At 72.4% G+C, this 26195-nt stretch carries 26 protein-coding genes; 11 read left to right on the top strand and 15 right to left on the bottom strand.

Annotation, left to right across the window (positions count from 1 at the left end; all coding sequences use genetic code 11):
• Nucleotides 1–2 precede the first annotated feature (2 nt).
• From OG764_RS35335 to OG764_RS35315, 5 genes are read left to right on the top strand one after another with little or no spacing between them, the layout of a single operon-like run.
• On the top strand, nucleotides 3–1313 hold the full coding sequence (locus OG764_RS35335) for a hypothetical protein (RefSeq protein WP_328972430.1): 1311 nt from the start codon (nucleotides 3–5) through the stop codon (nucleotides 1311–1313).
• Nucleotides 1310–2257 carry a glycosyltransferase family 2 protein gene (locus OG764_RS35330; RefSeq protein ID WP_328972429.1) on the top strand — a complete coding sequence of 316 codons (948 nt, stop codon included), beginning with the start codon at nucleotides 1310–1312 and terminating at the stop codon, nucleotides 2255–2257. Before OG764_RS35335 ends, OG764_RS35330 begins: the two co-directional genes overlap by 4 nt.
• Nucleotides 2254–3558, top strand: coding sequence for a polysaccharide pyruvyl transferase family protein (locus OG764_RS35325; RefSeq protein WP_328972428.1), 1305 nt, complete (start codon nucleotides 2254–2256; stop codon nucleotides 3556–3558). Before OG764_RS35330 ends, OG764_RS35325 begins: the two co-directional genes overlap by 4 nt.
• Nucleotides 3555–4106, top strand: coding sequence for a dTDP-4-dehydrorhamnose 3,5-epimerase (rfbC, locus tag OG764_RS35320; RefSeq protein WP_328972427.1), 552 nt, complete (start codon nucleotides 3555–3557; stop codon nucleotides 4104–4106). The genes OG764_RS35325 and rfbC overlap by 4 nt, the downstream gene beginning before the upstream one ends.
• Before the next feature lie 7 nt (nucleotides 4107–4113).
• Nucleotides 4114–5439, top strand: a complete 1326-nt coding sequence (locus tag OG764_RS35315; RefSeq protein WP_328972426.1) for a glutamate-1-semialdehyde 2,1-aminomutase — start codon at nucleotides 4114–4116, stop codon at nucleotides 5437–5439.
• 36 nt (nucleotides 5440–5475) lie between these two features.
• On the opposite strand, the gene OG764_RS35310 is transcribed toward OG764_RS35315, so the two are convergent.
• From OG764_RS35310 to OG764_RS35295, 4 genes are all read right to left on the bottom strand, one after another.
• The gene (locus tag OG764_RS35310) at nucleotides 5476–6180 is read right to left on the bottom strand and encodes a phosphatase PAP2 family protein (protein ID WP_328972425.1); all 705 of its coding nucleotides are present in this window, start codon (nucleotides 6178–6180) and stop codon (nucleotides 5476–5478) included.
• Complete coding sequence (gene lanL / locus OG764_RS35305) at nucleotides 6177–8897, bottom strand: class IV lanthionine synthetase LanL (RefSeq protein WP_328972424.1); 2721 nt, start codon at nucleotides 8895–8897, stop codon at nucleotides 6177–6179. The genes OG764_RS35310 and lanL overlap by 4 nt, the downstream gene beginning before the upstream one ends.
• Before the next feature lie 140 nt (nucleotides 8898–9037).
• The gene (locus tag OG764_RS35300) at nucleotides 9038–9193 is read right to left on the bottom strand and encodes an SflA family class IV lanthipeptide (RefSeq protein ID WP_328972423.1); all 156 of its coding nucleotides are present in this window, start codon (nucleotides 9191–9193) and stop codon (nucleotides 9038–9040) included.
• 243 nt (nucleotides 9194–9436) lie between these two features.
• Nucleotides 9437–9859: a MarR family winged helix-turn-helix transcriptional regulator gene (locus OG764_RS35295; RefSeq protein ID WP_328972422.1), complete on the bottom strand. Its 423-nt coding sequence runs from the start codon at nucleotides 9857–9859 to the stop codon at nucleotides 9437–9439.
• A gap of 221 nt (nucleotides 9860–10080) precedes the next feature.
• Here OG764_RS35295 and eno point away from each other — a divergent pair, with 221 nt between their 5' ends.
• Together eno and OG764_RS35285 are read left to right on the top strand one after the other, a co-directional pair.
• Nucleotides 10081–11388, top strand: a complete 1308-nt coding sequence (gene eno, locus OG764_RS35290) for a phosphopyruvate hydratase (protein ID WP_328972421.1) — start codon at nucleotides 10081–10083, stop codon at nucleotides 11386–11388.
• A gap of 373 nt (nucleotides 11389–11761) precedes the next feature.
• On the top strand, nucleotides 11762–12424 hold the full coding sequence (locus OG764_RS35285; RefSeq protein WP_328972420.1) for a deoxynucleoside kinase: 663 nt from the start codon (nucleotides 11762–11764) through the stop codon (nucleotides 12422–12424).
• Between the two features lie 37 nt (nucleotides 12425–12461).
• On the opposite strand, the gene OG764_RS35280 is transcribed toward OG764_RS35285, so the two are convergent.
• Both OG764_RS35280 and OG764_RS35275 read right to left on the bottom strand, forming a co-directional pair.
• On the bottom strand, nucleotides 12462–12935 hold the full coding sequence (locus tag OG764_RS35280) for an AAA family ATPase (protein ID WP_328972419.1): 474 nt from the start codon (nucleotides 12933–12935) through the stop codon (nucleotides 12462–12464).
• 139 nt (nucleotides 12936–13074) lie between these two features.
• Nucleotides 13075–13755, bottom strand: coding sequence for a 2-phosphosulfolactate phosphatase (locus OG764_RS35275; RefSeq protein ID WP_328972418.1), 681 nt, complete (start codon nucleotides 13753–13755; stop codon nucleotides 13075–13077).
• A 210-nt stretch (nucleotides 13756–13965) separates the two neighbouring features.
• Here OG764_RS35275 and OG764_RS35270 point away from each other — a divergent pair, with 210 nt between their 5' ends.
• Nucleotides 13966–15198: an aromatic acid exporter family protein gene (locus OG764_RS35270; RefSeq protein ID WP_328972417.1), complete on the top strand. Its 1233-nt coding sequence runs from the start codon at nucleotides 13966–13968 to the stop codon at nucleotides 15196–15198.
• Between the two features lie 180 nt (nucleotides 15199–15378).
• Here OG764_RS35270 and OG764_RS35265 read toward each other — a convergent pair whose 3' ends face one another.
• Nucleotides 15379–16104, bottom strand: coding sequence for a VanZ family protein (locus OG764_RS35265; RefSeq protein ID WP_328972416.1), 726 nt, complete (start codon nucleotides 16102–16104; stop codon nucleotides 15379–15381).
• A 159-nt stretch (nucleotides 16105–16263) separates the two neighbouring features.
• On the bottom strand, nucleotides 16264–16764 hold the full coding sequence (locus OG764_RS35260; protein WP_328972415.1) for a tetratricopeptide repeat protein: 501 nt from the start codon (nucleotides 16762–16764) through the stop codon (nucleotides 16264–16266).
• 205 nt (nucleotides 16765–16969) lie between these two features.
• Between OG764_RS35260 and OG764_RS35255 the strand changes: the two genes are divergently transcribed.
• Nucleotides 16970–17623: a GNAT family N-acetyltransferase gene (locus OG764_RS35255; protein WP_328972414.1), complete on the top strand. Its 654-nt coding sequence runs from the start codon at nucleotides 16970–16972 to the stop codon at nucleotides 17621–17623.
• 431 nt (nucleotides 17624–18054) lie between these two features.
• Nucleotides 18055–18525 (top strand): hypothetical protein, encoded by a 471-nt coding sequence (locus tag OG764_RS35250; protein WP_328972413.1) that lies wholly within the window; start codon nucleotides 18055–18057, stop codon nucleotides 18523–18525.
• Between the two features lie 94 nt (nucleotides 18526–18619).
• On the opposite strand, the gene OG764_RS35245 is transcribed toward OG764_RS35250, so the two are convergent.
• The 5 genes from OG764_RS35245 to OG764_RS35225 form a co-directional block, all read right to left on the bottom strand.
• Complete coding sequence (locus OG764_RS35245) at nucleotides 18620–18823, bottom strand: cold-shock protein (RefSeq protein WP_328972412.1); 204 nt, start codon at nucleotides 18821–18823, stop codon at nucleotides 18620–18622.
• A gap of 228 nt (nucleotides 18824–19051) precedes the next feature.
• Entirely contained in the window at nucleotides 19052–19558 is a 507-nt protein-coding gene (locus OG764_RS35240) for a DinB family protein (RefSeq protein WP_328972411.1), read from the bottom strand.
• Between the two features lie 119 nt (nucleotides 19559–19677).
• Nucleotides 19678–20607 carry a DUF4184 family protein gene (locus OG764_RS35235; protein ID WP_328972410.1) on the bottom strand — a complete coding sequence of 310 codons (930 nt, stop codon included), beginning with the start codon at nucleotides 20605–20607 and terminating at the stop codon, nucleotides 19678–19680.
• Between the two features lie 197 nt (nucleotides 20608–20804).
• On the bottom strand, nucleotides 20805–21665 hold the full coding sequence (locus tag OG764_RS35230) for a hypothetical protein (protein ID WP_328972409.1): 861 nt from the start codon (nucleotides 21663–21665) through the stop codon (nucleotides 20805–20807).
• Nucleotides 21662–22000, bottom strand: a complete 339-nt coding sequence (locus OG764_RS35225) for a PadR family transcriptional regulator (RefSeq protein WP_328972408.1) — start codon at nucleotides 21998–22000, stop codon at nucleotides 21662–21664. The genes OG764_RS35230 and OG764_RS35225 overlap by 4 nt, the downstream gene beginning before the upstream one ends.
• Nucleotides 22001–22162: 162 nt before the next feature.
• On the opposite strand from OG764_RS35225, the gene OG764_RS35220 reads away from it, so the two are divergent.
• The gene (locus OG764_RS35220) at nucleotides 22163–23554 is read left to right on the top strand and encodes a S41 family peptidase (RefSeq protein WP_443056148.1); all 1392 of its coding nucleotides are present in this window, start codon (nucleotides 22163–22165) and stop codon (nucleotides 23552–23554) included.
• A 58-nt stretch (nucleotides 23555–23612) separates the two neighbouring features.
• Here OG764_RS35220 and OG764_RS35215 read toward each other — a convergent pair whose 3' ends face one another.
• Both OG764_RS35215 and OG764_RS35210 read right to left on the bottom strand, forming a co-directional pair.
• A complete protein-coding gene (locus OG764_RS35215) occupies nucleotides 23613–25112 on the bottom strand; it encodes a hypothetical protein (protein ID WP_328972407.1) in 1500 nt (499 codons plus the stop codon).
• 86 nt (nucleotides 25113–25198) lie between these two features.
• Nucleotides 25199–26119, bottom strand: a complete 921-nt coding sequence (locus OG764_RS35210) for an MBL fold metallo-hydrolase (RefSeq protein ID WP_328972406.1) — start codon at nucleotides 26117–26119, stop codon at nucleotides 25199–25201.
• Nucleotides 26120–26195 lie beyond the last annotated feature (76 nt).

Below are 26195 nucleotides of genomic sequence, written 5' to 3'. Positions count from 1 at the left end.
CGATGACCACCGAGAGGGAGGAGCCGACGGCCCCGGTGGGCGGCGCCGGGCCCGCCCGGCCCACCGCCAGGCGGGCCATGGTGGGCCGGCTGTCCTGGGGACTGGCCGACCAGGCGGCCTCCAGCATGACCAACTTCGCGGTGGGGCTCTACGTGGCCCGCTCGCTGGGGCTGACCGCCTTCGGCGTGTTCAGCCTGGCGTGGCTGACCTACGGCGTGGTGCTGAACGTGGCCCGCGGGCTGGCCACCGACCCGCTCGTGGTCCGTTTCAGCGGTGTGGCGGACGCGCCCTGGCGTGCGGCGGCGGCCAGGGCGTCGGGTGCCGCGCTCGGTGTCGGCGCCGCCCTCGGCGCGGTGTGTCTGCTGGTCGGGCTCGGCCTCGGCGGCCGGGTGGGATCCGCGTTCGGCTGTCTGGGCGTCGTCCTGCCGGCGCTGCTGCTCCAGGACGCCTGGCGGTTCGCGTTCTTCGCCGCCGGCGCCGGGCGCAAGGCGTTCGTCAACGACGTCGTGTGGGGCGTCGCGCTCGTCCCGGCCATGGTGGTGGCGGCCCGCGTGGGCAGCGTGGCCGCGTTCGTGCTCGCCTGGGGCGCGTCCGCCGCGGTGGCCGCCGCGTACGGCTGCCTCCAGTCCGGCATCCGGCCTCGGCCGGCCGGGGCGCCCGGGTGGCTGCGCGAGCAGCGCGACCTCGGCTACCGGTACCTGGTGGAGAACGTCAGTCTCAGCGGCGCGGGCCAGCTGCGGGCGTACGGGCTCGGCGCGATCGCCGGAGTCGGCGCGGTGGGTGCGGTCCGGGGCGCCGAACTGCTGCTCGGCCCGTTCCTCGCGCTGCTGATGGGACTGTCGCTGGTCACCGTCGCGGAAGCGGCACGGGTGCTGCGGCGGGCCCCGCACCGCCTCGCCAGGTTCTGCCTGCTGCTCGGCGGCGGGCAGGCCGCCGCCGCACTGCTCTGGGGCGCCGCGCTGCTGCTGGTGCCGGACCGGGCCGGCGCGCTCGTGCTCGGCGGCGTCTGGCACTCCGCCTCGGAGCTCATCGTGCCGGCCACGCTCGGCGTGGCGGGCGCCGGCCTCGGCACCGGCGCCGCCGCCGGGCTGCGCGCGCTCGGCGCGGCCCGGCGCAGCCTGCGCTGCCAGCTGTTCGCCTCCGCCTGCTACGTCGGCGGCGGGCTGGGCGGCGCGGCCCTGGCCGGCACGGTCGGCTCCGCCTGGGGCGTCGCCGCCGCGACCGTCGGCAGCTCGGCCGTGTGGTGGCTGCAGCTGCGCTCCGCCCTGCGCGCGCACCAACCAGACCCCATCCGCGAAGTGAGGACGCCTTGAACGCCCAACCCCGGCTGAGCATCGGCCTGCCCGTGTACAACGGCGAGGAGTACCTGGCCGAGTCGCTCGACGCCCTGCTCGGCCAGACCTACGAGGACTTCGAACTGGTCATCTCCGACAACGCCTCGACCGACGGGACCCAGGACATCTGCCTCAAGTACGCCGCGCGGGACTCGCGCATCCGGTACCTCCGGCTGCCCCGGAACATCGGTGCCGCGCCGAACCACAACCACGTGTTCACCGAGTGTCGCGGCGAGCTGTTCAAGTGGGCCTCGCACGACGACCTGTACGCCCGGGACCTGCTGCGGCGCTGCGTGGAGGCACTGGACGAGCGGCCGGACGTGATCCTCGCGCACAGCGGCCAGGCCGTGATCGACGGCGAGGGGAAGGTGAAGGTCCCGTACGAGTACGGGCTGGCCACCGACTCGCCGCGCGCACCGGAGCGCTTCCGCAGCATGCTGTTCGAGCCCGGTGGCGACGACTTCTACGGGGTGCTGCGGGCCGACGTGCTGCGCCGGGTGAAGCCGCACGACAGCTACCACCACGCGGACCGCACGTTCGTCGCCGAGATCGCCCTGCACGGTCCGTTCCACCAGGTGCCGGAGCTGCTGTACTTCCGCCGCGACCACCCCACCCGCGCCGAGCGGGCGAACCCCTCCAAGCGCTCCCGGTGCGTCAACCTGGACCCGCGCCGGGCCGGCCCGCTGCACCCGACGCCCCGGCTGCTCGCCGAGTACGTCTGGGGCTTCGTCGCGGCGATCCGGCGGGCGCCGCTGTCCGCGGCCGACCGGCGCGCGTGCTTCGGCCACCTGGCCGCGTGGATGGCCAGCCGGGCCCGGCCGGGCGCCGGCGAGCGGGTCGAGGACCGCGCCCCGGTCGACGCGGCCCTGCCGACCGTCTCCGTCGACGCGCTCGTGGCCGGCCGGGAGGGGAGGCAGGCGTGATCTCCGGACGTGGAACCCCGGTGCGCGTCGGGGTGTTCGGCCTGCTCGGCTCCGGCAACCTCGGCAACGACGGGTCGCTGGAGGCCGTCCTCGGCTACCTCCGCGCCGCGCACCCGGAGGCGGTCGTGGACGCGCTGTGCGGCGGGCCCGAGGTCGTCGCGGCCCGGTACGGGATTCCCGCGACGCGGCTGCACTGGTACCGCGGGGAGTACCGGACCGCGTCGCGGGCGGCCTCGATCGCGGCGAAGGGGCTGGGCAAACTCGTCGACGCCTTCCGCACCGCCGCCTGGGTGCGCCGGCACGACGTGGTGATCGTGCCGGGCATGGGCGTCCTGGAGGCCACGCTGCCGCTGCGGCCGTGGGGCTTCCCGTACGCGCTGTTCCTGCTCTGCGCGTCCGGCCGGCTGTTCGGCACCCGGGTCGCGCTGGTCGGCGTCGGCGCCGCCGAGATCGGCAGCCGGCCGACCCGGGCCCTGGTCCGCGGGTCGGCGCGGCTGGCCGCGTACCGGTCGTACCGCGACGGCCCGTCCCGCGACGCGATGCGGGCGATGGGCGTGAACACCGCGCGCGACGGGGTCTACCCGGACCTCGCCTTCGCCCTGCCGACGCCGCCGCCCGCCGGGCTCTCGGCCCCTCCCCCGGCCTTCGGCCGGGAGGCGCTCCGCGAGCAGGGCGGTACCCCCATCGCGCACCCGGGCGCGCCGGGCACGGTCTGCGTCGGCGTCATGGACTTCCACGGCGGCGACGACGACCGCGCCCACGCCGAGGAGATCCACCGGCGCTACCTCGCCGGGACGATCCGGTTCGTCCGCGCGCTGGTCGAGGACGGCAGGCCGGTCCGGCTGCTCACCGGCGACGAGTGCGACGCACCGGTGGTCGCCGCGATCCTCGAAGCGGTGGACTCGTCGCTGGTCACCGCCGCCGAGGTGGCCTCTCTGGCCGACCTCATGAAGGAGACGGCTGCCGCCGACACCGTGGTGGCGACCCGCTACCACAACCTGGTCTGCGCGCTGAAGGTCGGCACGCCGACGCTCGCCCTCAGCTATGCGGCGAAGAGCGACGCGCTCATGGAGCGGATGGGCCTGGGCGCGTACTGCCATCCGGCGCGCGAGGTCGACGCCGACCGGTTGCTCGGGCAGTTCCGTGCACTGGAGGAGCAGTCGGCACGGCTGCGGCGCACGCTCATCGAGCGCAACCTGCTCGCCACCGCGCAACTCGACGACCAGTTCGCCGAGTTGACCACCGCCCTGTTCCCGACGTCCGACCGCGCCGGGGCCCGTGCCCGGCAGGAGGCCCCATGAAAGCGACCGGAGTGCCGGCGATCGCCGGCGCGTACCTCTTCGAGCCGACGTCGTACGCCGACGAGCGCGGCTTCTTCTGCCGCACCTTCGACGCCGACGTGGTCCGCTCGGTGGGCCTCGACCCGGGCGCGTTCGTCCAGGACAGCGTGTCCCGTTCGGTCCGGGGCGTGCTGCGCGGCCTGCACCTGCGCTCCGGCGCCGGCGAGGCCAAGCTGGTGAGGTGCTCGTACGGGCGGATCTTCGACGTCGTCGTGGACCTGCGGCCCGACTCGCCGACCTACCTGGGCCGGGCCTTCTTCGAGCTGTCCGGCGAGACCCAGGCGACCCTGTACATCCCGGCGGGGTGCGCGCACGGCTTCCAGGCGCTGACCGATACCGCGGACACCTCGTACCGGATCGACCGCCCGCACGATCCGGCCGAGGACGTGACGATCGCCTTCGACGACCCGGAGCTCGCCGTCCCCTGGCCGCTGCCGGTCACCTCGATGTCCCCGCGGGACCGGCAGGCGCCGAGCCTGGCCGAGGTCCTCAAGCACCTGGAAGGCTGAAGTCGGCGTGGATACCGAAGAGTTCCTCCTCCCCAAGTCGCGGCTGGCGAACGAGCGGCTGCACACCCTGATCCCCGGCGGCGCGCACACCTATGCCAAGGGCGACGACCAGTACCCCGAGGACCTGGCGCCGGTCATCAGTCACGGCCGCGGTGCCCACGTGTGGGACGTCGACGGCAACCGCTACGTCGAGTACGGCTCCGGCCTGCGGTCGGTCAGCCTCGGCCACGCCCACCCGCGCGTGCTCGACGCGGTGCGGCGGGAACTCGACCGCGGCAGCAACTTCGTCCGGCCGTCCATCGTGGAGGTCGAGGCCGCGGAACGCTTCCTGGCGACGGTGCCGACCGCGGACATGGTGAAGTTCGCGAAGAACGGCTCCGACGTCACCACCGCCGCGGTGCGCCTCGCCCGCGCCGTCACCGGGCGCCCGCGGGTGGCCCTCTGCGGCGACCATCCGTTCTTCTCCGTCGACGACTGGTTCATCGGCACCACACCGATGTCCGCGGGCATTCCGGCGGCGACCACCGAGCTCACCGTGGCGTTCCCGTACGGGGACCTGCCCGCCACCGCGGAGCTGCTCGCCCGGTACCGGGGCGAGGTCGCCTGCCTGATCCTCGAACCCGCCGGCCACACCGAGCCGCCGCCCGGCTACCTCGCCGGTCTGCGCGAGCTGGCCGACCGGCACGGCTGCGTGCTGATCTTCGACGAGATGATCACCGGCCTCCGCTGGTCCGAGGCCGGCGCCCAGGGCCTGTACGGCGTCGTCCCCGACCTCTCCACGTTCGGCAAGGCGCTGGGCAACGGGTTCGCCGTCTCCGCGCTGGCCGGACGCCGCGACCTGATGGAGTGGGGCGGGCTGCGGCACTCCGGCGACCGGGTGTTCCTGCTGTCCACCACGCACGGTGCGGAAACGCACTCGCTGGCCGCCGCGATGGCCGTGCAGACCACCTACGTCGAGGAGGGCGTCACCGCCCGGCTGCACGCCCTCGGCGAGCGGCTGGCCGCCGGTGTCCGCGAAGCCGCGGCCGGCATGGGCGTCGGCGAGCACGTCGTGGTCCGGGGCCGCGCCAGCAACCTGGTGTTCGCCACCCTCGACGCGAACGGGCAGCCGTCGCAGGAGTACCGGACCCTGTTCCTGCGCCGGCTCCTCGCGGGCGGGGTGCTGGCCCCCTCGTTCGTGGTGAGCAGCGCGCTCGACGACGCGGACATCGACCACACGGTCGAGGTGGTGGCCCAGGCCTGTGCGGTGTACCGGAAGGCGCTGGACTCCGCCGACCCCACTCCGTGGCTTGCCGGGCGGCCGGTGAAGCCGGTGTTCCGCCGCTTGGTGTGACGCGCCGCACCGGACGTGACGTGAAGTGATGTGGCGTCAGCGGTGCTCCCGCCGGCCGGCGTCGGCCATCGGCCCGGCCGTGCGGTCGGCCGTACGGTCGGCCAACCGGTCGGCCGCGCGGTCGACCAGCCAGGCGGTCGTCGGGATCACCGCCAGCGCGGTGCACCAGCCGCCGAGCACGTCGGTCGGGTAGTGCGCGCCCAGGGCGACCTGCGCCCAGCCCATGGCGGCGCCGGCGGCCAGCGCCGAGCCGAGCACGAGCAGCGTGCCGGCCGCCCTGCCGAGGCCGAGGCGTCCGGTCGCGAGCAGCGCGATCACGAGGGCGAGCGCGGTGGCGAAGGCGGTGTGCCCGCTCGGGTAGGACAGGTAACCGCCGTTGATGGTGCGTCCCACCAGGGGCTTGAGCATCGTCGCCGTGCCCACGGTCAGGCCGGCGCCGGCGACGACGAGCACCGCCGCACGAGGACGCCGGAGCAGCAGGAAGCCCGCCACGAGGGCCGCGACCAGCGCCGCCGCTCCGACGGGCTCCCCCAAGTAATCGGTGAACAGGGCGACTTGACGCCAGGGCGGCCGCAGGCCGTACACCGCCGACCCGATCCGCGCGTCCACCGTGCCGGGCTCGCCGTCGTCGGCGTACCGGACCCCGAGGACGACGACCACCAGCGCGGCGAGGGCCGCGATCAGCCCGAGCCCCCCGCGCAGCGACGGCGGCAGCGCCTCGGGCGCCGGTCGGCCGGTCACACGCCCACCGCGTACGGTCGGCCCGCGGCGTTGGCCCCGACGGCCGGTGACTGCACGCACAGGCGTGCGCCGCCGCGGGCGCGCAGCCGGCGCAGGAAGGAGAGGACTCCGGCGGCGCCGGTGGCCCAGCCGATGTTCGAGCCGGTGCGCGTGTGGTCGGGGAAGAGGGGGCGCCGGGCGGTTCCGCCGCTGCGGGCGAGGATCAGCGCGGCGATGTCCTCGGCGGCGTGCCAGAGGCGGTCGTCGCCGGTGGCCAGGGCCGCGTCGACGAGCAGCTCGCCGACGCCGGACAGCCCGCAGCACTGGGACACCAGGCTAATCGTCGGCGCGAGCCGGTGGCAGGTCCACGCGCTGCGCACGCCGAGTGCGAGGAGGTCCTCGTCCCCTTCCCGGGTGCCCGCCGCGATGAGCACCGGGCCGATCCCCGCCAGGCCCCGGCACCACGAGCCGTAGCGCCGGCTGGCTTCGGGCCGTGCGGCGGCGGCGAGCAGAGCCGGGGTACGCGACGAGAGTCGGGCGAGACCGCTGCGGGCGGCGGCGACGGCCGGATCTGCGGCGGGCCCGTGGAGGGCGTGGAGGGCGTGGAGGCTCTGGTGGGCGTGGAGGAAGTGGACGATGCCCGCGGCGCCGTGGGCGAAGCCGTCTTCGTACGCCGCGTCGGAGGAGGCCGCCGGCCGGGGGGACTCCGCGGCGGTCGCGTGGTCTCGGGCCGCCAGCGTGTCGGCGCAGGCGTCCGCGGCGGCCAGGAGGTGCTCGGCCTCGTCCGTTCGCCCGGCCGCGTACGACTGCCCGGCCATCACCAGGAGGCCCGTGCCGGTGCCGGCCGCGCCGCCGATCTGGTCGCCCGTGGCGTCGTACGGGGGCGGAGCGGGGAGAGCGGGCAGGGGCGCGGCGGGCAGTACGGCGTGGGCGGCCCGCAGGAACACGTCGACACCGGTCCGGCCGGTGTACAAGGCTCCGGTGAGGGCGGGGAGTTCGGGGTTGCACGCAGTCCGCCGGGCGAGGTCGGTGACGGCTTGCGGCACGCCCGGCTGATCGAGGTGGTGGAGCAGTTCCAGGCCGACTCCGGCCGCGCCCGCGTACAGGGTCAGCGACGAGCCGGGGTGGCCGGCGCCCTGCGCGGCGCCGAGGGAGGGGGTATCGCGCACGCAGGTGGCGACCGTGTGGGCGATCACCTCGTCCAGCAGGGTGGCGGAGATGCGGGGCGGCGAGGGGAGGCGGCGCCGGCCGGACGGGGTGCGCGGGGCGGGCAGTGCGGGAAGGCCCGTCCGGAACCGGTGCGCGGCAGCGGTCCGCTCGCCGGGGTCGAGCAGCAGCAGTGCGGCGACCAGGTGGCGCGCCGGCCGTCGGGTGGCGCCGGGCAGGGCCGCGGCGAGGCAGGCGAGGGTGCGGTCGCGGTTGACGGCCGGGTCGGGGTCGACGGCGACCGGGTCCATGCCGGTGAGCGCGTAGTACAGGGTCGCGCCCAGGGCGTAGAGGTCGTCGGCGGGATCGGGTGCGCGGTCCGCGCGGTAGACGGGCAGCGAGTAGCCGCGCGTCGCGCCGGCCGGGCGGGATCCACCGAGGGAGCTGATGCCGAAGTCGACCAGATGGGCGGCGCCGTCGGCGCCGATGACCACGTTGCCCGGTTTGAGGTCGCACACCACCACCTGGCGCGCGTGGACCTCGTCGAGGACGCTCAGCAGCCGGCGGGCCAGCGCGAGGACACCGCGGCCGGTCCCGGGGCTGCGGCCGTAGGGCCCGCGTGCCAGCACGTCGCGGCGCAGGTCGGCCGGACCGCAGTCGGCCATGACCAGGAACTCGTCCTCGCCGTGCCGCAGGTGGTCGAGGAGCCGGGGCACTCCGCGGACGCCGTCCAGAGCCGCCAGCACGGTGTGTTCGTGGCGCAGCCTGCCGCGCGCGTCCACGCCGTGACCGTCCTCGCCGACATGCGCCCTGGCCTGTTTGACCACCACGCGTTCGCCGGTCGTCTCGTCGACGCCGCGGTAGACGTCTCCGTGCGGGGAGCGCGCGATGCCGCCGGTGAGCCGGAACCGGCCACCGACCAGGCGCACGGCCGGGCCTGCGCCCGGAGCGGCCCGCCCGAAGGGGTCGGTCGCCCAGGGAGGTTGGCTGTAGCGGGCGCTCGCGCGCCCCGCGAAGCTGCGGCCGTCCGGGCCGGTCATGAGGAGCGCGGCCGCGCCGGGGCCCTGGGCTCGGAAGGGGCCGTAGCGGTAGTAGACGGGGGAATCGGGCCGCACCCGGCGATCGCTGAGCACACGCGGCCCGCTCCGGCCGGCCAGTACGCCGGCCAGCTCACGGCCGAGGGCCACGAGGTCCTGTGCACGCGGGTAGACGGTGATCGCCTTGCCGACGAGGTGGGGATCGATCTCTCCGCTGTTCAACTCCCGCAGCTTCGAAGGGCTCACTGCGAACTTCGCGTCACAGGTGTAGCGCAGGAGGACCGGGACGACCGCGTCCATGGTGTCCACGAGGTCCTCGGCGCGGGCGGAGACGTGCAGTTTCCAGCCGTGCTCGCATGCGGGCATCGCGGCGTCGAACAGATAGAGCCAGACGTCGTCCGCGGCACACCGGCGACCGTTCCGGCCGTGCCGGCCGACGAGCGCGCCGAGCCGCTCCCGTAAGTCCCGCGCGGACACCTCGTCCCCGGATACGGACGCGCCGCGGACGTGTTCCCGGGTGTGTTCCGGGACGTGTTCCAGCCCGACCGCCCTCACCACTCCTGCACGCCCACTCCCCCGCTACCGCCGTTCCCCGGTTCCGGGTGCGGCGCGACAGGGGTCGCCGCACCCGTGGACCGTACGAGCGACACCACTGCCGACCGTCCCCTGTCGCGTGGCGCGCCTCCCGGCCGGTCTCAGTCGCAGGCGAACCGCGTGGTGGCCGTGACCCACGGGTCGGCAAGACAGGCTTCGACACGGCGGCCGGGGTCGACGTCGTCCTCGAAGGCGATCAGCTCGTCTTCCAGGTCGAGCGGACCCGCGTCACGGATCTGAAGTTCCAGGGAGCTCATATCCATCCTTCCTGCGCATGCGAACGGTTGACCGACACAAGCTACTCCCGCACCCGGCGCCGAAGAAGGAATTCCCCAGACTTGGCCGACGGCCGAATCGAACCGGTTCGAGGCGTACTGGAGTTACGGCGTCACGGGCGAGTGCCGGACGGCTTCGGCTCGTACCGGCGGAAGTCGGGGGCGCCGAGGGCAAGGGCGGGACAGGGCGGGCATCGCCATGGGCGGACGTTGCCCGGCGGGGCGTCAGCGTGAGGCGAGGCGCTCCAGCAGGGCGGCGCTGCGGGCCAGTACCGCCCGTTCCTCATCCGTGAGTTCGGCCTCGATGGCCTGCGCGAGCCAGCCGGCCCTGCGGCCGCGCTCCGCTTCGAGCGCGGTCCGGCCCGCGTCCGACAGCTCGACCAGCGACTTGCGGCCGTCCGTGGGGTGCGCCCGGCGCGTGATCAGGTCCTGCTCCATGAGCAGCCCCACCGCCCTGGCCATCGACTGCGGGCGTACGCGCTGATCGGCGGCGAGGTCGCTGGTGGTCATGGCGCCGTTCCGGTCGAGCGCACCGAGCACGGCCGCCTGCCCCAGGGGGATGCGGTCCTCGTTCTTGACGCGTCGGATGAGCTTGCCCATCGCGGTGCGCAGTTCGGTGGCGATGGCGGCGGCTTCCGAGGTGGGCATAGGGCACTTTACCCCGTTGCGCAGCCAAGCTGTGCACCTGGCCTGCGCAGCGATGCTGCACAGCTTGGCTGCGCAGCAATACTGCGCAGAAGTGCTGTACAGGAATGCTGTACAGCCAAACTGCGCAGCATTGCTGTAGGGTTTGATGTGTCGGGCTCAGCGCCAGCGTTGTCGCAGCCGGGGCCGCGGCACACGACAACGAGAGGGACCCCATGTCTGCAATGTCCGAAAAGGCAGTCGGCGGCGTCAACGCCACCATCGAGACCGTCACCGCCCGCCGGATCATCGACAGCCGGGGCAACCCCACGGTCGAGGTCGACGTCGTCCTGGCGGACGGGTCCCTGGGGCGCGCGGCCGTTCCCTCCGGCGCCTCCACCGGCGCCCGCGAGGCCGTGGAGCTGCGCGACGGAGACGCCACGCGCTGGCACGGCAAGGGCGTCGACCGCGCGGTGGCCCACGTCACCGGGGAGATCGCGGCGTCCGTGCGCGGCCGGGACGCGGCGGACCAGGCAGGTCTCGACGCCGCGCTGGTCGCCCTCGACGGCACCGCCACGAAGTCCCGGCTCGGCGCCAACGCGATCCTCGGCGTCTCCCTCGCCGCCGCCAAGGCCGCCGCGGCGGCCCACCGCCAGCCCCTCTACCGCTACCTCGGCGGCGCAGGCGCCCACCTCCTGCCGCTGCCGATGATGAACATCGTCAACGGCGGCGCCCACGCCGACAATCCGCTGGACTTCCAGGAGTTCATGATCGCGCCCGTGGGCGCGGACACCTTCGCCGAGGCCGTCCGCATGGGCAGCGAGGTCTTCCACACCCTGCGCCGCGATCTGCTGGCCGCCGGGCACTCCACGGGCGTCGGCGACGAGGGCGGCTTCGCGCCCGCGCTGCGTACCGCCGAGGAGGCCCTCGACTTCGTGATGACCGCCATCGAGCGCACCGGCTACCGCCCCGGCACGGACATCGGCCTGATCATGGACCCGGCGTCGTCGGAGTTCTTCCGCGACGGGGTGTACGACTACGCGGGCGAGGGGGTGCGCCGCACCCCCTCCGAGAACGCCGACTACCTGGCCAAGCTCATCGACGCCTACCCGGTCCTCTCCATCGAGGACCCGATGGCGGAGAACGACCTGGACGGCTGGCGCGAGCTGACCGCCCGCGTCGGCGACCGCTGCCAGCTCACCGGCGACGACGTGTTCTGCACCAACGAGACGCTGCTGCGCGAGGGCATCCGTACCGGCGTCGGCAACTCGGTCCTGGTCAAGGTCAACCAGATCGGCACCCTGACCGAGGCGCTGGCCACGGTGGCCACGGCCCACCAGGCCGGCTGGACGGCCGTCATGTCGCACCGCTCGGGCGAGACGGAGGACACCACCATCGCGGATCTGGCGGTGGCGACCGGCTGCGGCCAGATCAAGACCGGCTCGCTCTCCCGCTCCGACCGCACCGCGAAGTACAACCAGCTGATCCGGATCGAAGAGGAGCTGGGAGACGCGGCGCGCTTCGCGGGCCGCGCCGCACTGCGTCAGGCGTGAACAGCCGGCGCAGGTAGCCACCTCGCGGGCCCCCGATCACGGTCGGCGGCCCGCGCGCGCCACGCCGGCTCGCGCCGCGGGCCCGGCGAGGCGGCCGCCGGACGCTCTGGCCCGCGTGGAGCGATTCGTCATTTATGCTTCATGGCGGCCTCGGGCCGGTGGCTCGCTGCGCACGGCGACTCGACTGCGGAGCGGTCGGTCCCGCCGTTTCGGGGAGGCCGCCAGCACCGGGGCCCGGTCCGGACGGGGACCCGTGACGCTGATCATTACTTAAGATCTTGGGGAATCGGCTGACCGCCGACGTGCGTCTCGGTGACGTGGGGCGCCCACCTCACCCGCCCGCGAGCAGAAGACACCCAGGGAGAAGTGAGGTATGCCAGTGATCTGCGTCGGAGGCATGATCGGAATCGGCAAGACGACCGTTGCCGAGCTGCTCGCCAAGGAGCTGGGCAGCGAAGTCTTCTACGAGAGCGTGGAAGACAACCCGATCCTTCCGCTCTTCTACACGGCGAGCCCCGAGGAGATCCAGGCCAAGCGCTACCCGTTCCTGCTCCAGCTCTACTTCCTGCAGACGCGGTTCGCCTCCATCAAGGAGGCGTACAAGCAGGGCGACAACGTCCTGGACCGGTCCATCTACGAGGACTGGTACTTCGCCAAGGTCAATCACGACCTGGGCCGGATCAGCTCCCTCGAAATGCGGGTGTACGAGGGACTGCTCAACGAGATGATGCGCGAGATCGACGGCCTGCCGTACCGCAAGGCACCCGATCTCATGGTCTACCTCAAGGCGGACTTCGAGACGGTGCTGCACCGCATCGGGCTGCGGGGACGCGATTTCGAGCAGGACGACAGCCTCGTCGAGTACTACCGGACGCTGTGGTCCGGCTACGACGACTGGGTGCACAAGCACTACTCGGCCAGCGAAGTCCTCATCGTCGACATGAACCACACCGACGTGGTGAACAACCCCGACGACGCGGCCCGCGTGGCGCGCGAGGTCAAGGACGCCCTGGCAGCGGTCCGCCCCCGGGCCTGACCCCGTCCCGAGGCCCCGGCTCGGGGGTGCCCCCTGCCTACGGCAGCGGCGGATCGAACAGGTCCAGCTCGGCCGGCGTCGGGGCCTCGAACTGACTCTGGCACTCCCGGAGCAGCTCGGTCGTCAACACGACCGAGCCCGGCTCCCGGTTGCGCAGCGCGATGCGCCGCTCCAGCTCCGCCATCGGCACCTGGAGAAAGCGCAGTTCCACCTCGGCCCCGAGCGCGCGGGCCCGGATCCGCTTCTCATCGCGTTCCGGGCGCTGCCAGAACCCGTTCTCCAAGATCACAACGGCTCCGGAGGCCAGCAGGTCCTGGGCGTGCTGCCACAGACGACGCTCGACGCGGTCCCGAGCCGCGCCGTCGAAGAGGTCGAAGCCCAATGCTGCGAGCCACTCGTCCGGGCACAGACGCACGGCGGACAGCTCCCGCTCCAGCCTCTTGGCCACCGTGGTCTTCCCGGCACCGGGAAGACCACACACGAGTACCAGCCTTGGCCGTCGGTCAGCCACGATCGCCTGCCCTTCATCGAGCCCTCGCGGAGATCACCGCCCCCGTCACGCCGGTCTGTCGGCGCCCGACGGTAGGTGTCCGTGCCGTCTCAGTGTGATCTACCCCGGCTCCGTGCGGAATTGCCTCTCCTCTGCGGGGTCAACTGCCCGCGTGCGGACGGAGGGTCATGAGCGAGTCCTCCAAGGTCGCCACCATGGCGAACGGGAAGCGGTCGAGCTCGAGGCAGAGTGCGACGTCGTCGGGATGGACTCCCTGACGCACGCCTCCCGCCAGCTCGGCGGCGGCACGCGACTCGCCGGCGCGGCGGAGGAACCCGGCCGCATCCGTCCCGGCCGCCCCGGTGGCCCTCCGGGCGATGTACTGGGCGCAGGCCAGGTCCTCATCGGCCTGCCCGTCCTCGCCGGTGACCACGAACGTGACCGTGTCGCATCCTCGTGCCCGCAAGAGACGAGCCGTGGCCTCCGCCACCACGAAGCCGGCACACAGCACCAGCGACGCCTCCTTGACGGCGAGCGCGCCGACCGTCCCCGCCGTGGTCTTCTGCACGACGGTCCGCCCGCGAAGGTCGACGGACCGCAGCAGGCCCGGCGAGTTGACGGCGTCGAAACCGGGGGCGGCCGGACCGTCTTTCAGCGCCACCCACTCCGGGTGGCGCGCCTTCAGCGCCAGGGCTTCGTCCAGCGACTCGGCCAGCACGATCTTCTCCGCTCCCTGGGCGAAGGCCCAGGCAGCCACCGTGAAAGCACGCATGACGTCGACCACGACCGCCACGGACGGGGCTTCGACCAGCTCGGGGATTCCAAGGAAACGAGCGTCCATCGAGTCATGATCACGCATCACCCGTCCGGAGTACCCGGCCCGGCCGGTGATGCGCATCACGTCCAAGGTCTCCGCAGGCAACACGGGCGGGGCGAGGTGGCCGGGGACCGGATCCGGCAGCCGAAGCGGAAAACCGTCCCGGGCGCAGCGTCCGGGGGGAAAACCGGCGGCGCCGCGTCACCCCGGGCCGAGAGGGGAATGCGCGCAGGTATGCCGGAAACGATCAGCAGCTTCGCCTCCCGTATCGCCCACCGCCGCCGCGAACCGGTCGCCGTCCAGGCGCTGCGTTCCACTGCGGCTGCCGTCGTCAGTTACGTCGTCGCGCTGCGGCTGAGCAGTGAGCCAAGCCCGTTGACCGCACCGCTGACTGCGCTGCTCGTCGTGCAGGTCACCCTGTACTCGACCCTGACCACCAGCATCCGCAGGGTCAACTCCGTCGTCGTGGGCGTCCTGATCGCGATCGGTTTCAGCGTGCTGGTGGGCCTCACCTGGTGGAGTCTGGGCCTGCTGATCCTCGCCTCGTTGGTGGTGGGCCACCTGGTCCGGGTCGACGAGTTCGTCCCCGAGGTCGCGATCAGCGCGATGCTCGTCCTCGGTGTCACCCAGGTCGCGAGCACCGCCTGGGACCGGGTTCTGGAGACGCTGATCGGCGCGGCGGTGGGGCTGTTGGTGAACCTGCTCGTCGCCCCGCCCGTCTGGGTCGCCCCGGCAGGCGTCGCGATCACCGACCTCGCCGCCCGCATGAGCCGGCTGCTGAACCACCTGGGCGAGGAGCCCCTCGGGCCCGGCAAAGTGGAGCAGGCCGCGGCCCGGCTGCACGAGGCGCGCCGGCTCGACAACGACATCGCGCAGGTCGACGCGGCTTTGCGGCAGGCCGAGGACAGCCTCCGCCTCAATCCGCGGGTCAAGGAGGGACTGCTCTTCCGCCTGGTACTCCGTACCGGCCTGGACACGTTGGAGATCTGCGCGGTGGTTCTGCGCGTGGCCTGCCGGACCTTGACCGATCTCGCCAAGGCCCGCCCCGACGGTCCGCTCTTGGACGCCGGGACGATGGCCGCCCTGCGGCAGGTGCTCGGCCATACGGCGGTCGCCGTGGAGAGCTTCGCCCAGCTGATCACCGCGCAGGTCAGCGCCAACGCGGAAGCGGCGGAGGCCCGCCTGACCAGGGAGCTGGCCGTGGCCCGCGCGGACCGTGACCGGCTCGCGGAGCTGCTGCTCGCCGGCATCGGCGAAGACCCGGCCCAGTGGCAGCTGCACGGCGCCCTGCTCGCCGAGATCGACCGGGTCCTCGACGAACTGGGCGTGGACAAACGCTCCCAACGCCTGCTGGAGGAGCTCGACCGCCACACCCGGTCCCGCCCCACCGGCCGCCTGCGCGCCCGCCTGCGCCGGCGCGCCGACCGGAGCCCGTCGGCAGGCTCGCCCGACCTCAGGGAGCGATGACGATCTTGCCCCGGTCCGGCCGTGGCCGTCGCCTCGGCCGACTCGTTCCCTACGGCCCGGGCGATCGCGGCCGGCAGGGGAAGCGCGGGCACTGGTACGGGCCGCCCCGCCGGTGACGTCGAGCGTGATCCGGCGCCGTTCACGCGCATGTCCGAAGCCCAAGCAGCAGAAAGACGCGACTCAGCCCACCGACACCGATGCCGGTGCCGCGTCCGGCGCGGGGCGAGGCCGGTCCGACGGTCCGTGTGTCGCCGTGGTGCGCCACCAGCGGCGCGACGCCAGCGCGGCCAGCGCGGCGCCGGTGGCGTTGACCAGTACGTCGTCCACGGAGGACACCCGGTCCAGCCACAGCACGTACTGTGCGGTCTCGACCAGGACCGAGCAGGCCGCCCCGAGCGCCAGGATCCGCGGCACGGACGCGAGCGCCGCGAACCGCATCGGAGCGAAGAACCCCAGTGCCGCGAAGACCAGCAGATTGCCGCCGATGCCGATCGGCCCCATCGTGACCAGGTCCCGCAGCGGTACCAGGCTCACCCGGCCGGGGACGATGCCGGCGCCGGCACCCGGCATCATGGTCATCCAGATCCACGGCACCGTCCCGTGGACCATGCCCACCTCGGCCAGCGACATCCGCCACGCCGCTGCGACCCCGTCGGCACGCCGACGGCGCGCCAGGGCCCACACCACCAGCGCGGCCAACGGCAGCGCGACCAGCGTCGTGAGCACCACACCGTTGAACGTGTCGAAGCAGCCGTGCCACCGCCCGGCCGCGCACGTCGGAGCGGCCATCACGAGCGGCCGCCGCACCACGAACACGGCAGCCGCCATGCCGAGGACCGCCAGGCCGAGGAGCACGATCCTGCGCGCGCGGCGGGGCGTTGCTGACGGAGGCGCATGATGATTCACGCCCTCAGGGGACACGGCGGGCCGTTGCGGTGGCGTATGCGTTTTCCGATACGCCCGCGAAAGACCCCGTCTCCCGGCCCGGCCGACGCCGGCCCCTGCGCCGGCCGCGCCACGCGGCGCCCCGCCCGACTCCGACCGCGATACCACCGAACCCGGGCCTCAGACCGTCTCGTTGAGGTCTTGGGCGTAGTGCTCGATGGCTCGTCGGTACCGCTGGACGTAAGCGTCGCTGCTCGTCGTCGCGATGATTCTCAGCAGGATCTGCATGGCGTCGTGATGGTCGTTCGTGTTGAACAACGACATGGCGAGGAAGGTCTGGAGTGCGCCGTCTTCGGGGAACTCGGAGAGGCCGAGACGGAGTGTGTCGACGGCTTCCGGGTATCGGCCGAGTATTCGGTAGGTGCTTCCGAGTCCGAGGAGCGCGCCACGACGGTCTTCCGCGGCCAGCCCTTCCGTGCCGAGGCAGCGTTCGTAGAAGGGGACGGCTTCGGCTTCCAGCCCCAGCACGTCGTGGACCCAGGCGGTTTGGTAGGCCACCTCGGCATCTTCGGGATACTCGGCGGTGAGGCTCAGCAGCTGCTGGCGAGCCGCTTCGGGATCTCCTTGTTCGCGTAGCCGTACAGCCGCTTGCAGTAGATCCTTCTTCGTGGTTCCGCTCATGACACCCATCGTTGCAGGTAGGACACCGTACGGTCGAGCAGCTGCGCAGCCCGGGGGCGTGCTCGCCGCCAGCTTTGTTGCGCGGCACTGCCGTTCTCCGCACTGGGCCTGAAGCCCGACTGTTGTCCTATGGTCAACCCCGCCCCTCTTGCGTAAGGTTCACATTGCATTGTGATCTATTACCATTCAGGGGGGACGGGCCGCGATGTCGGACGTCAGGATCAGTGAGCTCGTGCGGATGTGGATCAGCGGGTGGGTCGTCTCCCGGGGCGGTTCGGACCCGATCGACGAGCCGTGGGGGTGGACGATCGACGTCGGGCACCCCAAGCACGTCGCCCGGCACGTGCTGCCGGAGCCCTCCGAGGCCGACGTGCGCAAGATCGTCGACGCGACCAGCGCGCCCGGGACGTGGCTGAAGCTCTTCGCCGAGGACCAGACGGTGCTGCCCTGGGTCGGGCCGGGCTGGCAGCTCGACATTCCCGGCTTCCTGATGACCTGCCACCTCACACCGGAGCGCCCCGAGGTGCCGGCCGGTTACACGCTCACCGGTTGGACCCGGGGCGGCGTCAGCCGCGTGCTGGTCCGCACGCATGACGGGCACTTCGCCGCCCGTGGACAGATCGCCCACGCAGGCGGTCATGTCGTGGTCGACCAGGTCGAGACCGCCGCCGAGCACCGGCGCAAGGGCCTCGGCGCCCTGGTGATGCGCACGCTGCAGAGCACCGCGTACGAGGCCGGCGCGCGGACCGGCCTCCTGGTCGGCACGCCCGACGGGCAGGCGCTCTACTCCTCGCTGGGCTGGACCACGCGCTCCCCCATGGCGAGCCTCTGGTACGAGCCGTCGGATACCGCCCCGTGAAGATCACGGATAGGGCAGCCCGTTCGCGGCGGTGTCGATGCGGTTCGTTTCCAGGTGGACGATCGCGCCCGGCTCGGCGTAGGTGGGGCCCAGGGCCGTGATGAGCTCCTCGAAGGTGTGGTCGGCGGTACAGCTGGGCCACCGCCATCATCGGGATCGGATCGGTGTCCGCCAGCCAGGGCGCGTGCCGCCCCCGCTTCAGCGGCTTCAGGATCTCGCGCTCCGCGTCCGTCGGACCCGGCTGTTCCCCGGGCGCCGGAGTACGTCCCCACGCCTCGGCCAGGATCCGTCGCCGCAGCCGGACGTCCTCGACCCGCTCGCCGTTGCGCCGCCTGTGCGGCTCCGTGCACATCGGCCACGGCTCGTCCGCCGGCCACAGCAAGGGCCCCCCGACAGAGCTGATCGACAAGTCCAGGTGAGAGCCTGGCGCCATGGAAGAGACGGAAGGTGCAGAACACGCAGCAGATGTGGACGACGTGGAACGGACGGAAGACCTCACGGAGCAAGCACTTCGGGGCTCGATCGCTGACGCGGACTCCCCCGACTGGTCCGTCAGGGCCGCTGCAGGGCGGCGGCTGGCGGCAGCGCCTCGGATCGAGGGTGTCACCGATGTCCTACACCGACTCCTGCTGGACGCTCAGGACACCGGAGTGACCTCCGATACTGCCGTCACTCTCCTGGCTCGGAGGGACCTGGCCGGCCTACGGGCCGTACTCGCTGCCCGTGCAGTCGCGTCTGACCAGGGGACCGCCGACCAGCTCGCCGCGGAACTCGACTGCGATCCGCGCTGGGCGACCGGGGTGGACGCGGACAGCCTCATCGCGCAACTCCGAACGCTGACGTCCGACAAAGACCCCGACGTTCGCAACGAGGCGCTGCTCCGTCTCGCGAGCCTGCGCTGACGGCAAGGCGGCCCCGCTCCCCGGGGGCCCTTCCGGCTCGGCGTCGGCATGACGTGGCCCCGCCGGCGCGGGGCCACGTCGGCAGCCAAAGGGTTCAGAGGGGGCGGACCTGCTGGGCCTGCGGGCCCTTGGGGCCGCTGCCGGTCGTGAATTCCACCCGCTGGTTCTCTTCCAGCGACCGGTACCCGGACGCATCGATCTCAGAGAAATGCACGAACACGTCCGGAGTACCGTCGTCCGGCGAAATGAACCCGAACCCCTTCTCCGCGTTGAACCACTTCACAGTTCCCTGAGCCATAACACGCCTTCCACATCCAGGAACCAGCCGCGAACCCGCGGCCGACAACACCCCGATACTCCCCCTGCCCACACCACCAAAAACACCGGTCACGGGTGAACCCGGTGAATCCCCTGAATCCGACGCATCACCATGAACACCGGCCCGAAAGCAGGGGAACCTTCGCAGGGCCCTGCGCAGGACCCTTCGGACTTCTGGCTTCAGTCACGATCCCCGCCGGACAATGCCTCAGCCGCCGGTCGTGCCGTCGAGCATCTCGCGCAGGATGTCCAGGTGGCCGTTGTGGCGGGCCGTCTCCTCGGTGAGGTGGAGGAGGATCCAGCGCAGGTCGACGTGCAGACCGTCCCGGACGGTGCGCTTGGCCTGGTCGTTCAGGTCGCGTCCGGCGACCAGTTCGCGGTATCGGGCACTCTGTTCGGCGTATTCGTCGAGCAGTTGCGTGAGCGGGAACTCGACGGCGATGCGCATCTCGCGGTCGGGGTCCTCCTCGGTCCAGGGGCCCTCGTCTTCTTCTCCGAGGAAGACGACCTGGAACCAGTAGTACTCGACCCAGCGGAGGTGGTTGATCACTCCGCTCATGGTCATCAGAGGTGAGGCCGGCAGCAGCGCCTTGCGCGCGTGTTCGGCGGAGACGCCCCGGCACTTGGCGCGGGCGGTCTCCCGTGTGTAGTCGAGGAACGTGGTGAGCTGAGTGCGCTCGTCCCACGCCGGAGGAGTGTCGTCGATTCTGGTCATCGCGCGAAGCATCGCGGACCACGCGCCCGATGTCGAAGCATTTCCCGTCGCCGCCCCGCCGCGGCCTCGGGCATGGGGGCTGTGCAGCCGGCCCGGCTTCAGGCGGGAGGGAACGCCCTTCACACCCGGTGGCTCGAGGGGGCCGTCTTCCGCGTGAAGCGCTTGGGGAGGCGGGTGGTGTGCCAGGTGGTGCCGTAGGCCAGGAGGGAGAGGATGAGGGCGGCGCCCGCGCCCTTGGCGGTGTCGTACAGGAGCGCCTCCGCCGTGTCGGCCCATGGGGTTTCCACGGTTCGGGTCGGGTAGCCGGTCGTGGTGACGCCGTCGGCGAGCTTGTGGGTGATCGGCCGGCTGTAGTCGTACGTGGTGGTCTGTCGGTAGGCGTCGACGCCTTGCAGGTTGGCCGCGGCCCCGAGTACGCAGGCCAGCGCCAGCGCTGCCAGGACGCTCCACCGCATGGTCGGAGTCAGGTGTGCGACCCGGTCGTGGCGGGAGTGCGGCTCGGCGCGGTGGCGCCACAGGAACCGGCCGACGATCGCCAGGCCGACGGCGCTGCTCGCGTACTCCAGGACCTGGCCGAGCGTCATCGCGCCCACTGCCCGGCCGTGAAGCAGCGTCAGCCGGCCGGCCAGGAAGCCGTCCAGGGTGACGGCGTCCCATGCCAGGTGGGTGGCCGTTCCGATCAGGGCGGACAGCAGCAGCCAGGGCGTCTTCCCGACGTGCTCGCGCAGGCCTCGGGCCTGCCGGGGCGACTCTGCCGGTCGGACCCAGCGGGCGGGGAGGAGGTCCGTCACCGGTGCGCGCACCAGTAGGTGGAGCGCGAGCAGGCAGAGCGCGAAGAGCAGGCTGACGGTCAGGGCGCCGGTGGCCGAGTGCGACACGCCGGCGTTCGTGAGCGGCTCGTACCACGTACGGGACGTCGCGGTCAGGCCGAGAGCGCCGAGGAAGTAGGGGATGTCGGGTGCCATGGCGCCGGCGACCAGGGCCGCCGGGATCAACGGGCGACGAAAAAGCGGCAGGACCGCAGCGGGGTGAGCGAGGGTGAACGGCACTGGCAACCCACTTCCGTTGGGGCAGCACCGGTGTCACCAGCCACGCCCGTCATCAATAGAACGATCAAGAGAGTACTCACTTCAACGGACTATTGTGAAGAGTGTCTTGAGCAGGGGGTGGTGGGTGGTGGGGTGGTCGTGTTCGATTCAGGAAGTCGGCCGCGGCCGCGGCTTCGGCTTCGGCTTCGGCTTCGGGGTCAACGCCGGCGCCGTACCGCCCGGAAGCCCGTCGGCACCGCGACCGTCAGCGCCAGTGCGAGGAGTGCGCCGAGCAGGGGGCGCGCGTCACCCCACGCCGTGCAGGCGTGGGCGATGATCGGCGGTGAGGCCAGCGCCACCGCACCCGTCTCGCGCAGTCCGTATGAGCGTTCCCGCAGCGCGAGCACCGCCCCCGAGGCCGCGAGCACGAGCAGCGGCCAGGCCCCGTAGTCCGTACTCACCCCGAACGCGCGCGTGTCGACAGCGACCACGGGCAGCCACGCACACCCCGCCATGACCCCGGCCGTCACGTGCAGGCGCCGGTCGGCACGCCGGTCCGGAGGGCAGGCGAGCACCACGGCAACCGTCACCGACGTCACGGCGAGACCGACCACCGGCTCTCCGGTGAACGCCCCCAGGACCGCCGACCCCGACAGTCCGCCCACCGCCACGGCCGAGCCGCGTACCCACCTACCGCACAGCGCGACCACCGTGCCGACGCAGACCAGAAGAGAGCAGAACAAGGCCAGCGCCCAAGCCGGCGGCAGCGTGGCGAGCTGCAGGCCCGCCGGGGCGGGCGAACGGACCAGCCCGGCGTACCAGGACGTCAGCCACAGACCGTGCACCACCGCGCTCGACCCCAGGGCGAACGGGGCCGCCGCGGCGAAGAGGCGTCCGGCCGGCGCCGCCGAGTGGAGGCCGAGCCGCACCCGCAGGGCGTGCGCGGCCAGATCGGCGTCCGCGCGCAGCCGGGCCGCCCGCGACAACCCCGCCGTCATCTCCAGGTGGATGTCCGCGATCTCCGCCCCGTACGCGGCGCGGTAGGCGGCCGGATAGAGCCGCAGGAGCCGGTCGATCACGTCGTAACCGCCGCGCCCTCGATCCCCAGTCGCCTGCGGACCTCCCGCGCGGTGGCGGCCAGTCGCTCCGCCTCCAAGGCCAGCCTCTCCCGGCCCGCCGTCGACAGCGCGAAGATGCGCCGCGCCCGGCTGTTCACGACCTCTTCCCGTTCCACCTCGATCAGCCCCTCCGCCAGCAGGCGGTCCAGCGCCCCGTACAAGGCCCCCGTACGCGGCACCACCCGGCCGTCGGTGATCACCTTGACCTCCTGCGCGATGGCGTAGCCGTGCCGCGGCGCGTTCGCCAGCGCCGTCAACACCAGCAGTCCCAGCTCCTGCATCACACGCTCACTCATGCCGACAGAGTATTCCGCCCGGAAGAGCGGACTGCCAGAGCCGCGGACCGGCAGAGGGGGGTAGCCCCACCTTGATCCACCGGCCCGCCGGATGTCCGCCGGGCGGCCCGGTCGGCAATCGTCGAATCCCTGACGCAAGGTGCGTGCAGAGAAGGAGTGAACGTGCGATCCAGGAGTGCGAAGGCGGCAACCGCCCTGGTGGTACTGGCCCTTGCCGGCGGCGTGCTGGCACCCGCCGCGGCCGCGCCACACCCGTCCGTCGGCGGCGGCAGCAGCGGTGTCTGGCGCGTGGACGGCTACGGGACGGTCCTGTCGATCGCGGACGGACGCCTGCAGGAGTACGAGACGACCGCGGTGAGCTGCCTGGAGGGCGCCGTCGCACGGCGGACGGCGCCCGACACCTACCGCACCGATGACGGGGCGGTCCTCACCGTCCGCACCGCCCCGACTGTTGGGATGCTCCGGCCCACGGGGTCACTGCACGTGGCCGGATCGTCGGGAGACAGGAGGCTGCGGCGGATCGCGGAGCTCCCGGCGGCGTGCGAACGCCCCACGCCCGACGACCCGGTGACGCCGTTGGACGACCCGGTGACCACGTTCGACGTCTTCTGGCAGTCCTTGGAGGAGAACTACCCCTTCTTCGCGGCCAAGGGGATGGACTGGCACGCGCGACGGGACCTGTACCGGCCCAAGGTGCACGCCGGCACGACGCGGGCCGAGCTCTTCGCCCTCTTCAGCAACATGGTGGCGCCCCTGAACGACGCGCACGTGGCCGTCGTCGACGGGCGCAACCGCTTCTACCGGGCCCGCCCGGGCACGCCCGAACTCGGCGCCGCGCTGGACGCGAAGGTCAAGGACCACATCGTGCGCCACGACCTCGGCGGCAGGCCCCTGACGGAGTTCGCGAACGGGCGGATCAGCTACGCCGACCTGCCCGGCGGCCGGGGTTACCTGCGCATCTCCGGATTCGCCGGCTATCACGGGCGGGACTCCTCGTACGCCGCCCAGCTGGCCGAGCTCGACAAGGCGCTGGACGCCGTCCTGACCGCCGAACGCACGGCGTCCCTCAGGGGACTGATCATCGATCTGCGCATCAACGGCGGCGGCTCCGACGCCCTCGGCGTGCACCTCGCCGGACGCCTGACCGACACCCCGTACGTCGCGTACCGCAAGCGCACCCGGTACACCCCTCCGCAGCCCGTCCCGGTGGTCCCGGCCGCGAGCGTCCCCCGTTACGCCGGACCGGTCGCCGTGCTGACCGCCCGTACGACGTTCAGCGCGGGTGAGACGTTCACCCAGGCCCTCATGGACCGGCCCGGCCGGACCGTGCGGATCGGGGAGTCCACGCAGGGCGTCTTCTCCGACGTCATGGAGCGCGCGCTCCCCAACGGCATGGAGGTCTGGCTGCCGAACGAGGAGTTCCTGACCCGCTCGGGCCGGACCTTCGACGGCGCCGGCATCCCGCCGCACGTGTCCGTACCGGTCTTCACCGAGGAGGAGTTCGCGGAGCACCGCGACTCGGCGTTCGACACGGCGGTCGCGGTGCTCCGGTAGGCGGGCCGATGCGCGGTACCGACCCCGGTGCCGCCACCGCCACCGGCCCCGGCCCCGCCTATGACTTCTCGGCGGCCCGGCGGAGCAGGGCGATCGGCTGGTCGACCGCCGTCGACCGCGTCTTCATTCCGTAGGGCTCCTGCTCGTCCTCGCTGAGCACTTCCCGGCTGTCCGGGTCGCGGGCGATGTGGACCTGCATGTACGGGATGGTGTCGCCGGGCGCGAAGAGCCGTCCTTCGCGCCATTTCGGGATCACCCACCACATGGCCGCCCAGTCGGGAGCCTGGGTCATGTTCATGATGGCGCTGCTCCGGTAGATCCTCGACCGGTAGCGGAAGAAGTCGTCGCCCGGGTTCGCGAGCCACGGCGGGGCGTCCCAGACGTGCTTGCGGTCGGCGGAGTCCAGGTCCCAGGAGTACTCGATCGACTGCGGGTAGCTGTTGGCGAGCTTGCAGCGGTCGGCCCGGATGAACGAGATCGCCGCGTCGAGCTGGATCCGCCCCCGTCCGGATTCCTTCAGCGGCACTTCGACGACGGCCTGTTTCGAGAAGTCGTCGCCGGGGTCGAGGCGGCTTCCCGCGGAGGTGATCTGCCCTGCCGCGAGAAGGCGGGCCGGGGCGTCGAAATCCTCGTGGCGGTGGGTGTCCCAGCCGTCGCCCAGTTCGTCGCGCCACCGCGTCAGCCCGGTCCCCTTCGCACGGAAGGTGCTCGGCCAGACGGTGGCCGACCACTGCGTTCCGACGACGAAGATGCTGATGGCCCCCTCGTTGCGGAACGTGAGGTGGGCCGGTACGTACAGGCTGGTGCCGGCGGCGTTCAGCGTCGGTTTGCCGAAGGAGACCATGAAGGGGACCTTGGGCGGGGCGACGTACGGGGTGTACATGGCCGAGTAGGCCACGCTCGCGGAACCGATGAGAGCCGAGAGGGCGACTCCGGTCGCGAAACTCTTCGGATGCGGAATCCCCCGCCAGACCTTCTGCCGGCTCATCTCCCACAGCGCCCAGGCGGCCCACGCCACCAGGGCGACCCACAGCCAGAACAGTCCGGCACGGTAGCCGCCCTCCCACTGCAGGATCAGGAACATCAGGCTGGTGCCGGTCACGATGACGACCCCGAGCAGTACGCACTGCCCTGCGTAGCGGGTGGCCCGCTTGCCCCAGTGGTCGAGGACTGCGGCTGCCGCGAGCGTCTCCACCAGTGCGCCGGTCAGGAACACGACCCCCATGACCCGCCCGCCGAAGGTCAGTGCCCTGAGGGCGTCCGACAGCCCCACCCGGAAGAGCACGGCGGCGGACACCAGGAGCCCGAGCATCATGAGACCGGCTTGGAGGCGCCGCCACCACGGGCGGTCCGGCCACAGGTCCGGGTCGGCGCGCCAGCGGACCTGCCCGGGGTGGCCGAGGTCTACGTCCGCGGGCACCCCGGCCCGCCGCAGGACCCTGCGGAGGTCTCGCGGCGACCACGCCCGGCCCACGGTCTCCGCTCCGACGCTGACCTCACGCAGGCCCCGGCTGTCGGGTGCGTGCACGATGACCTGCGGCCGGCTGGACGTCGTCATGCCCTCAGGATCGGCGTGGTGCCGGGAGGCCGCAGCGGGCACGGGCATCCGGGTGAGCGGGGAGACAGCCACGCGGAGAGGGGGGCTCAGGCGGCCCGGGAGCCGTTGAACGCCCACGGGCCGAGGGAGAAGCCGGCGGTCTCCTTGCGGATCTCCAGGGCGCCCGCGCCGCCGAAGTGGGCGGGGACGACCAGTTCGCGCTGGTCGGCGGCACGTTCGAGGACGCGCAGGCGGCTGGCCGCCGCGCGTGCCGGGTCCATGCAGAAGCAGCTGTTGCAGGACGGCTGGAGGATCTGGACCGGGCTGTGCACCAGATCGCCGACGAAGACCGCCCGTTCCGTCCCGGACGCGAGCCGCAGCACCGACGAACCGGGGGTGTGGCCGGGCGCCGACTCCAGGGTGAGCTGCGCGTCGATGCGGTGGATCCCGTCCCAGAGCACCGCCTGCCCGGCCCGGTGGACCGGCGCGATGCTGTCCTCGTAGATCAGCCGGTCGTCGTCCCGCAGGCCCTTGCCGTACGCGCCGCGCGGACCGAAGTACGCGTCGTCGGCGGCCGGGATCAGGTACTGGGCGCGGGGGAAGGCCGGCACCCACTCGTCGCCGGCGTCGACGGTGTTCCAGCCGACGTGATCGGCGTGGATGTGGGTGTTGACGACCACGTCCACATCGTCCGGTCGGATCCCGGCCTGCGCCAGACGGCCCATGAAGTCGCCCTGCCAGTGGTGGAACTGGGGTGAACCGGGCCGTTCCCGCCCGTTGCCCACCCCGGTGTCGACCAGGACGGTCCGCCCTCCGCTGCGCAGCACCCAGGTCTGCAGGGCCATCACGGCACGGTCCGTGTCCGGCTGCCAGTGCGCCGGCGCGAGCCGGTCCTCGTTGTCCTTCCACACCTCGGCGGCGGCCTCCGGGACGAGCCCGCGAGCGGGTCCGAACGGCCCCTGCCACTCGACGATCCGGATGACCTCGACGTCTCCCAGCACGGTCCTCTGTACGTTCTCGTTCGTCATGCCCTTCACCCTAGGAAGGCATGGTGAGCTGTTCGATGCCTGTTTTGCTCATGCGGATACGCATCCGTCTCAAAGG

Source organism: Streptomyces sp. NBC_00239, from assembly GCF_036194065.1.
In the GTDB taxonomy this organism is placed as follows: domain Bacteria; phylum Actinomycetota; class Actinomycetes; order Streptomycetales; family Streptomycetaceae; genus Streptomyces.
This window is presented reverse-complemented; position numbering and strand designations above follow the sequence as displayed.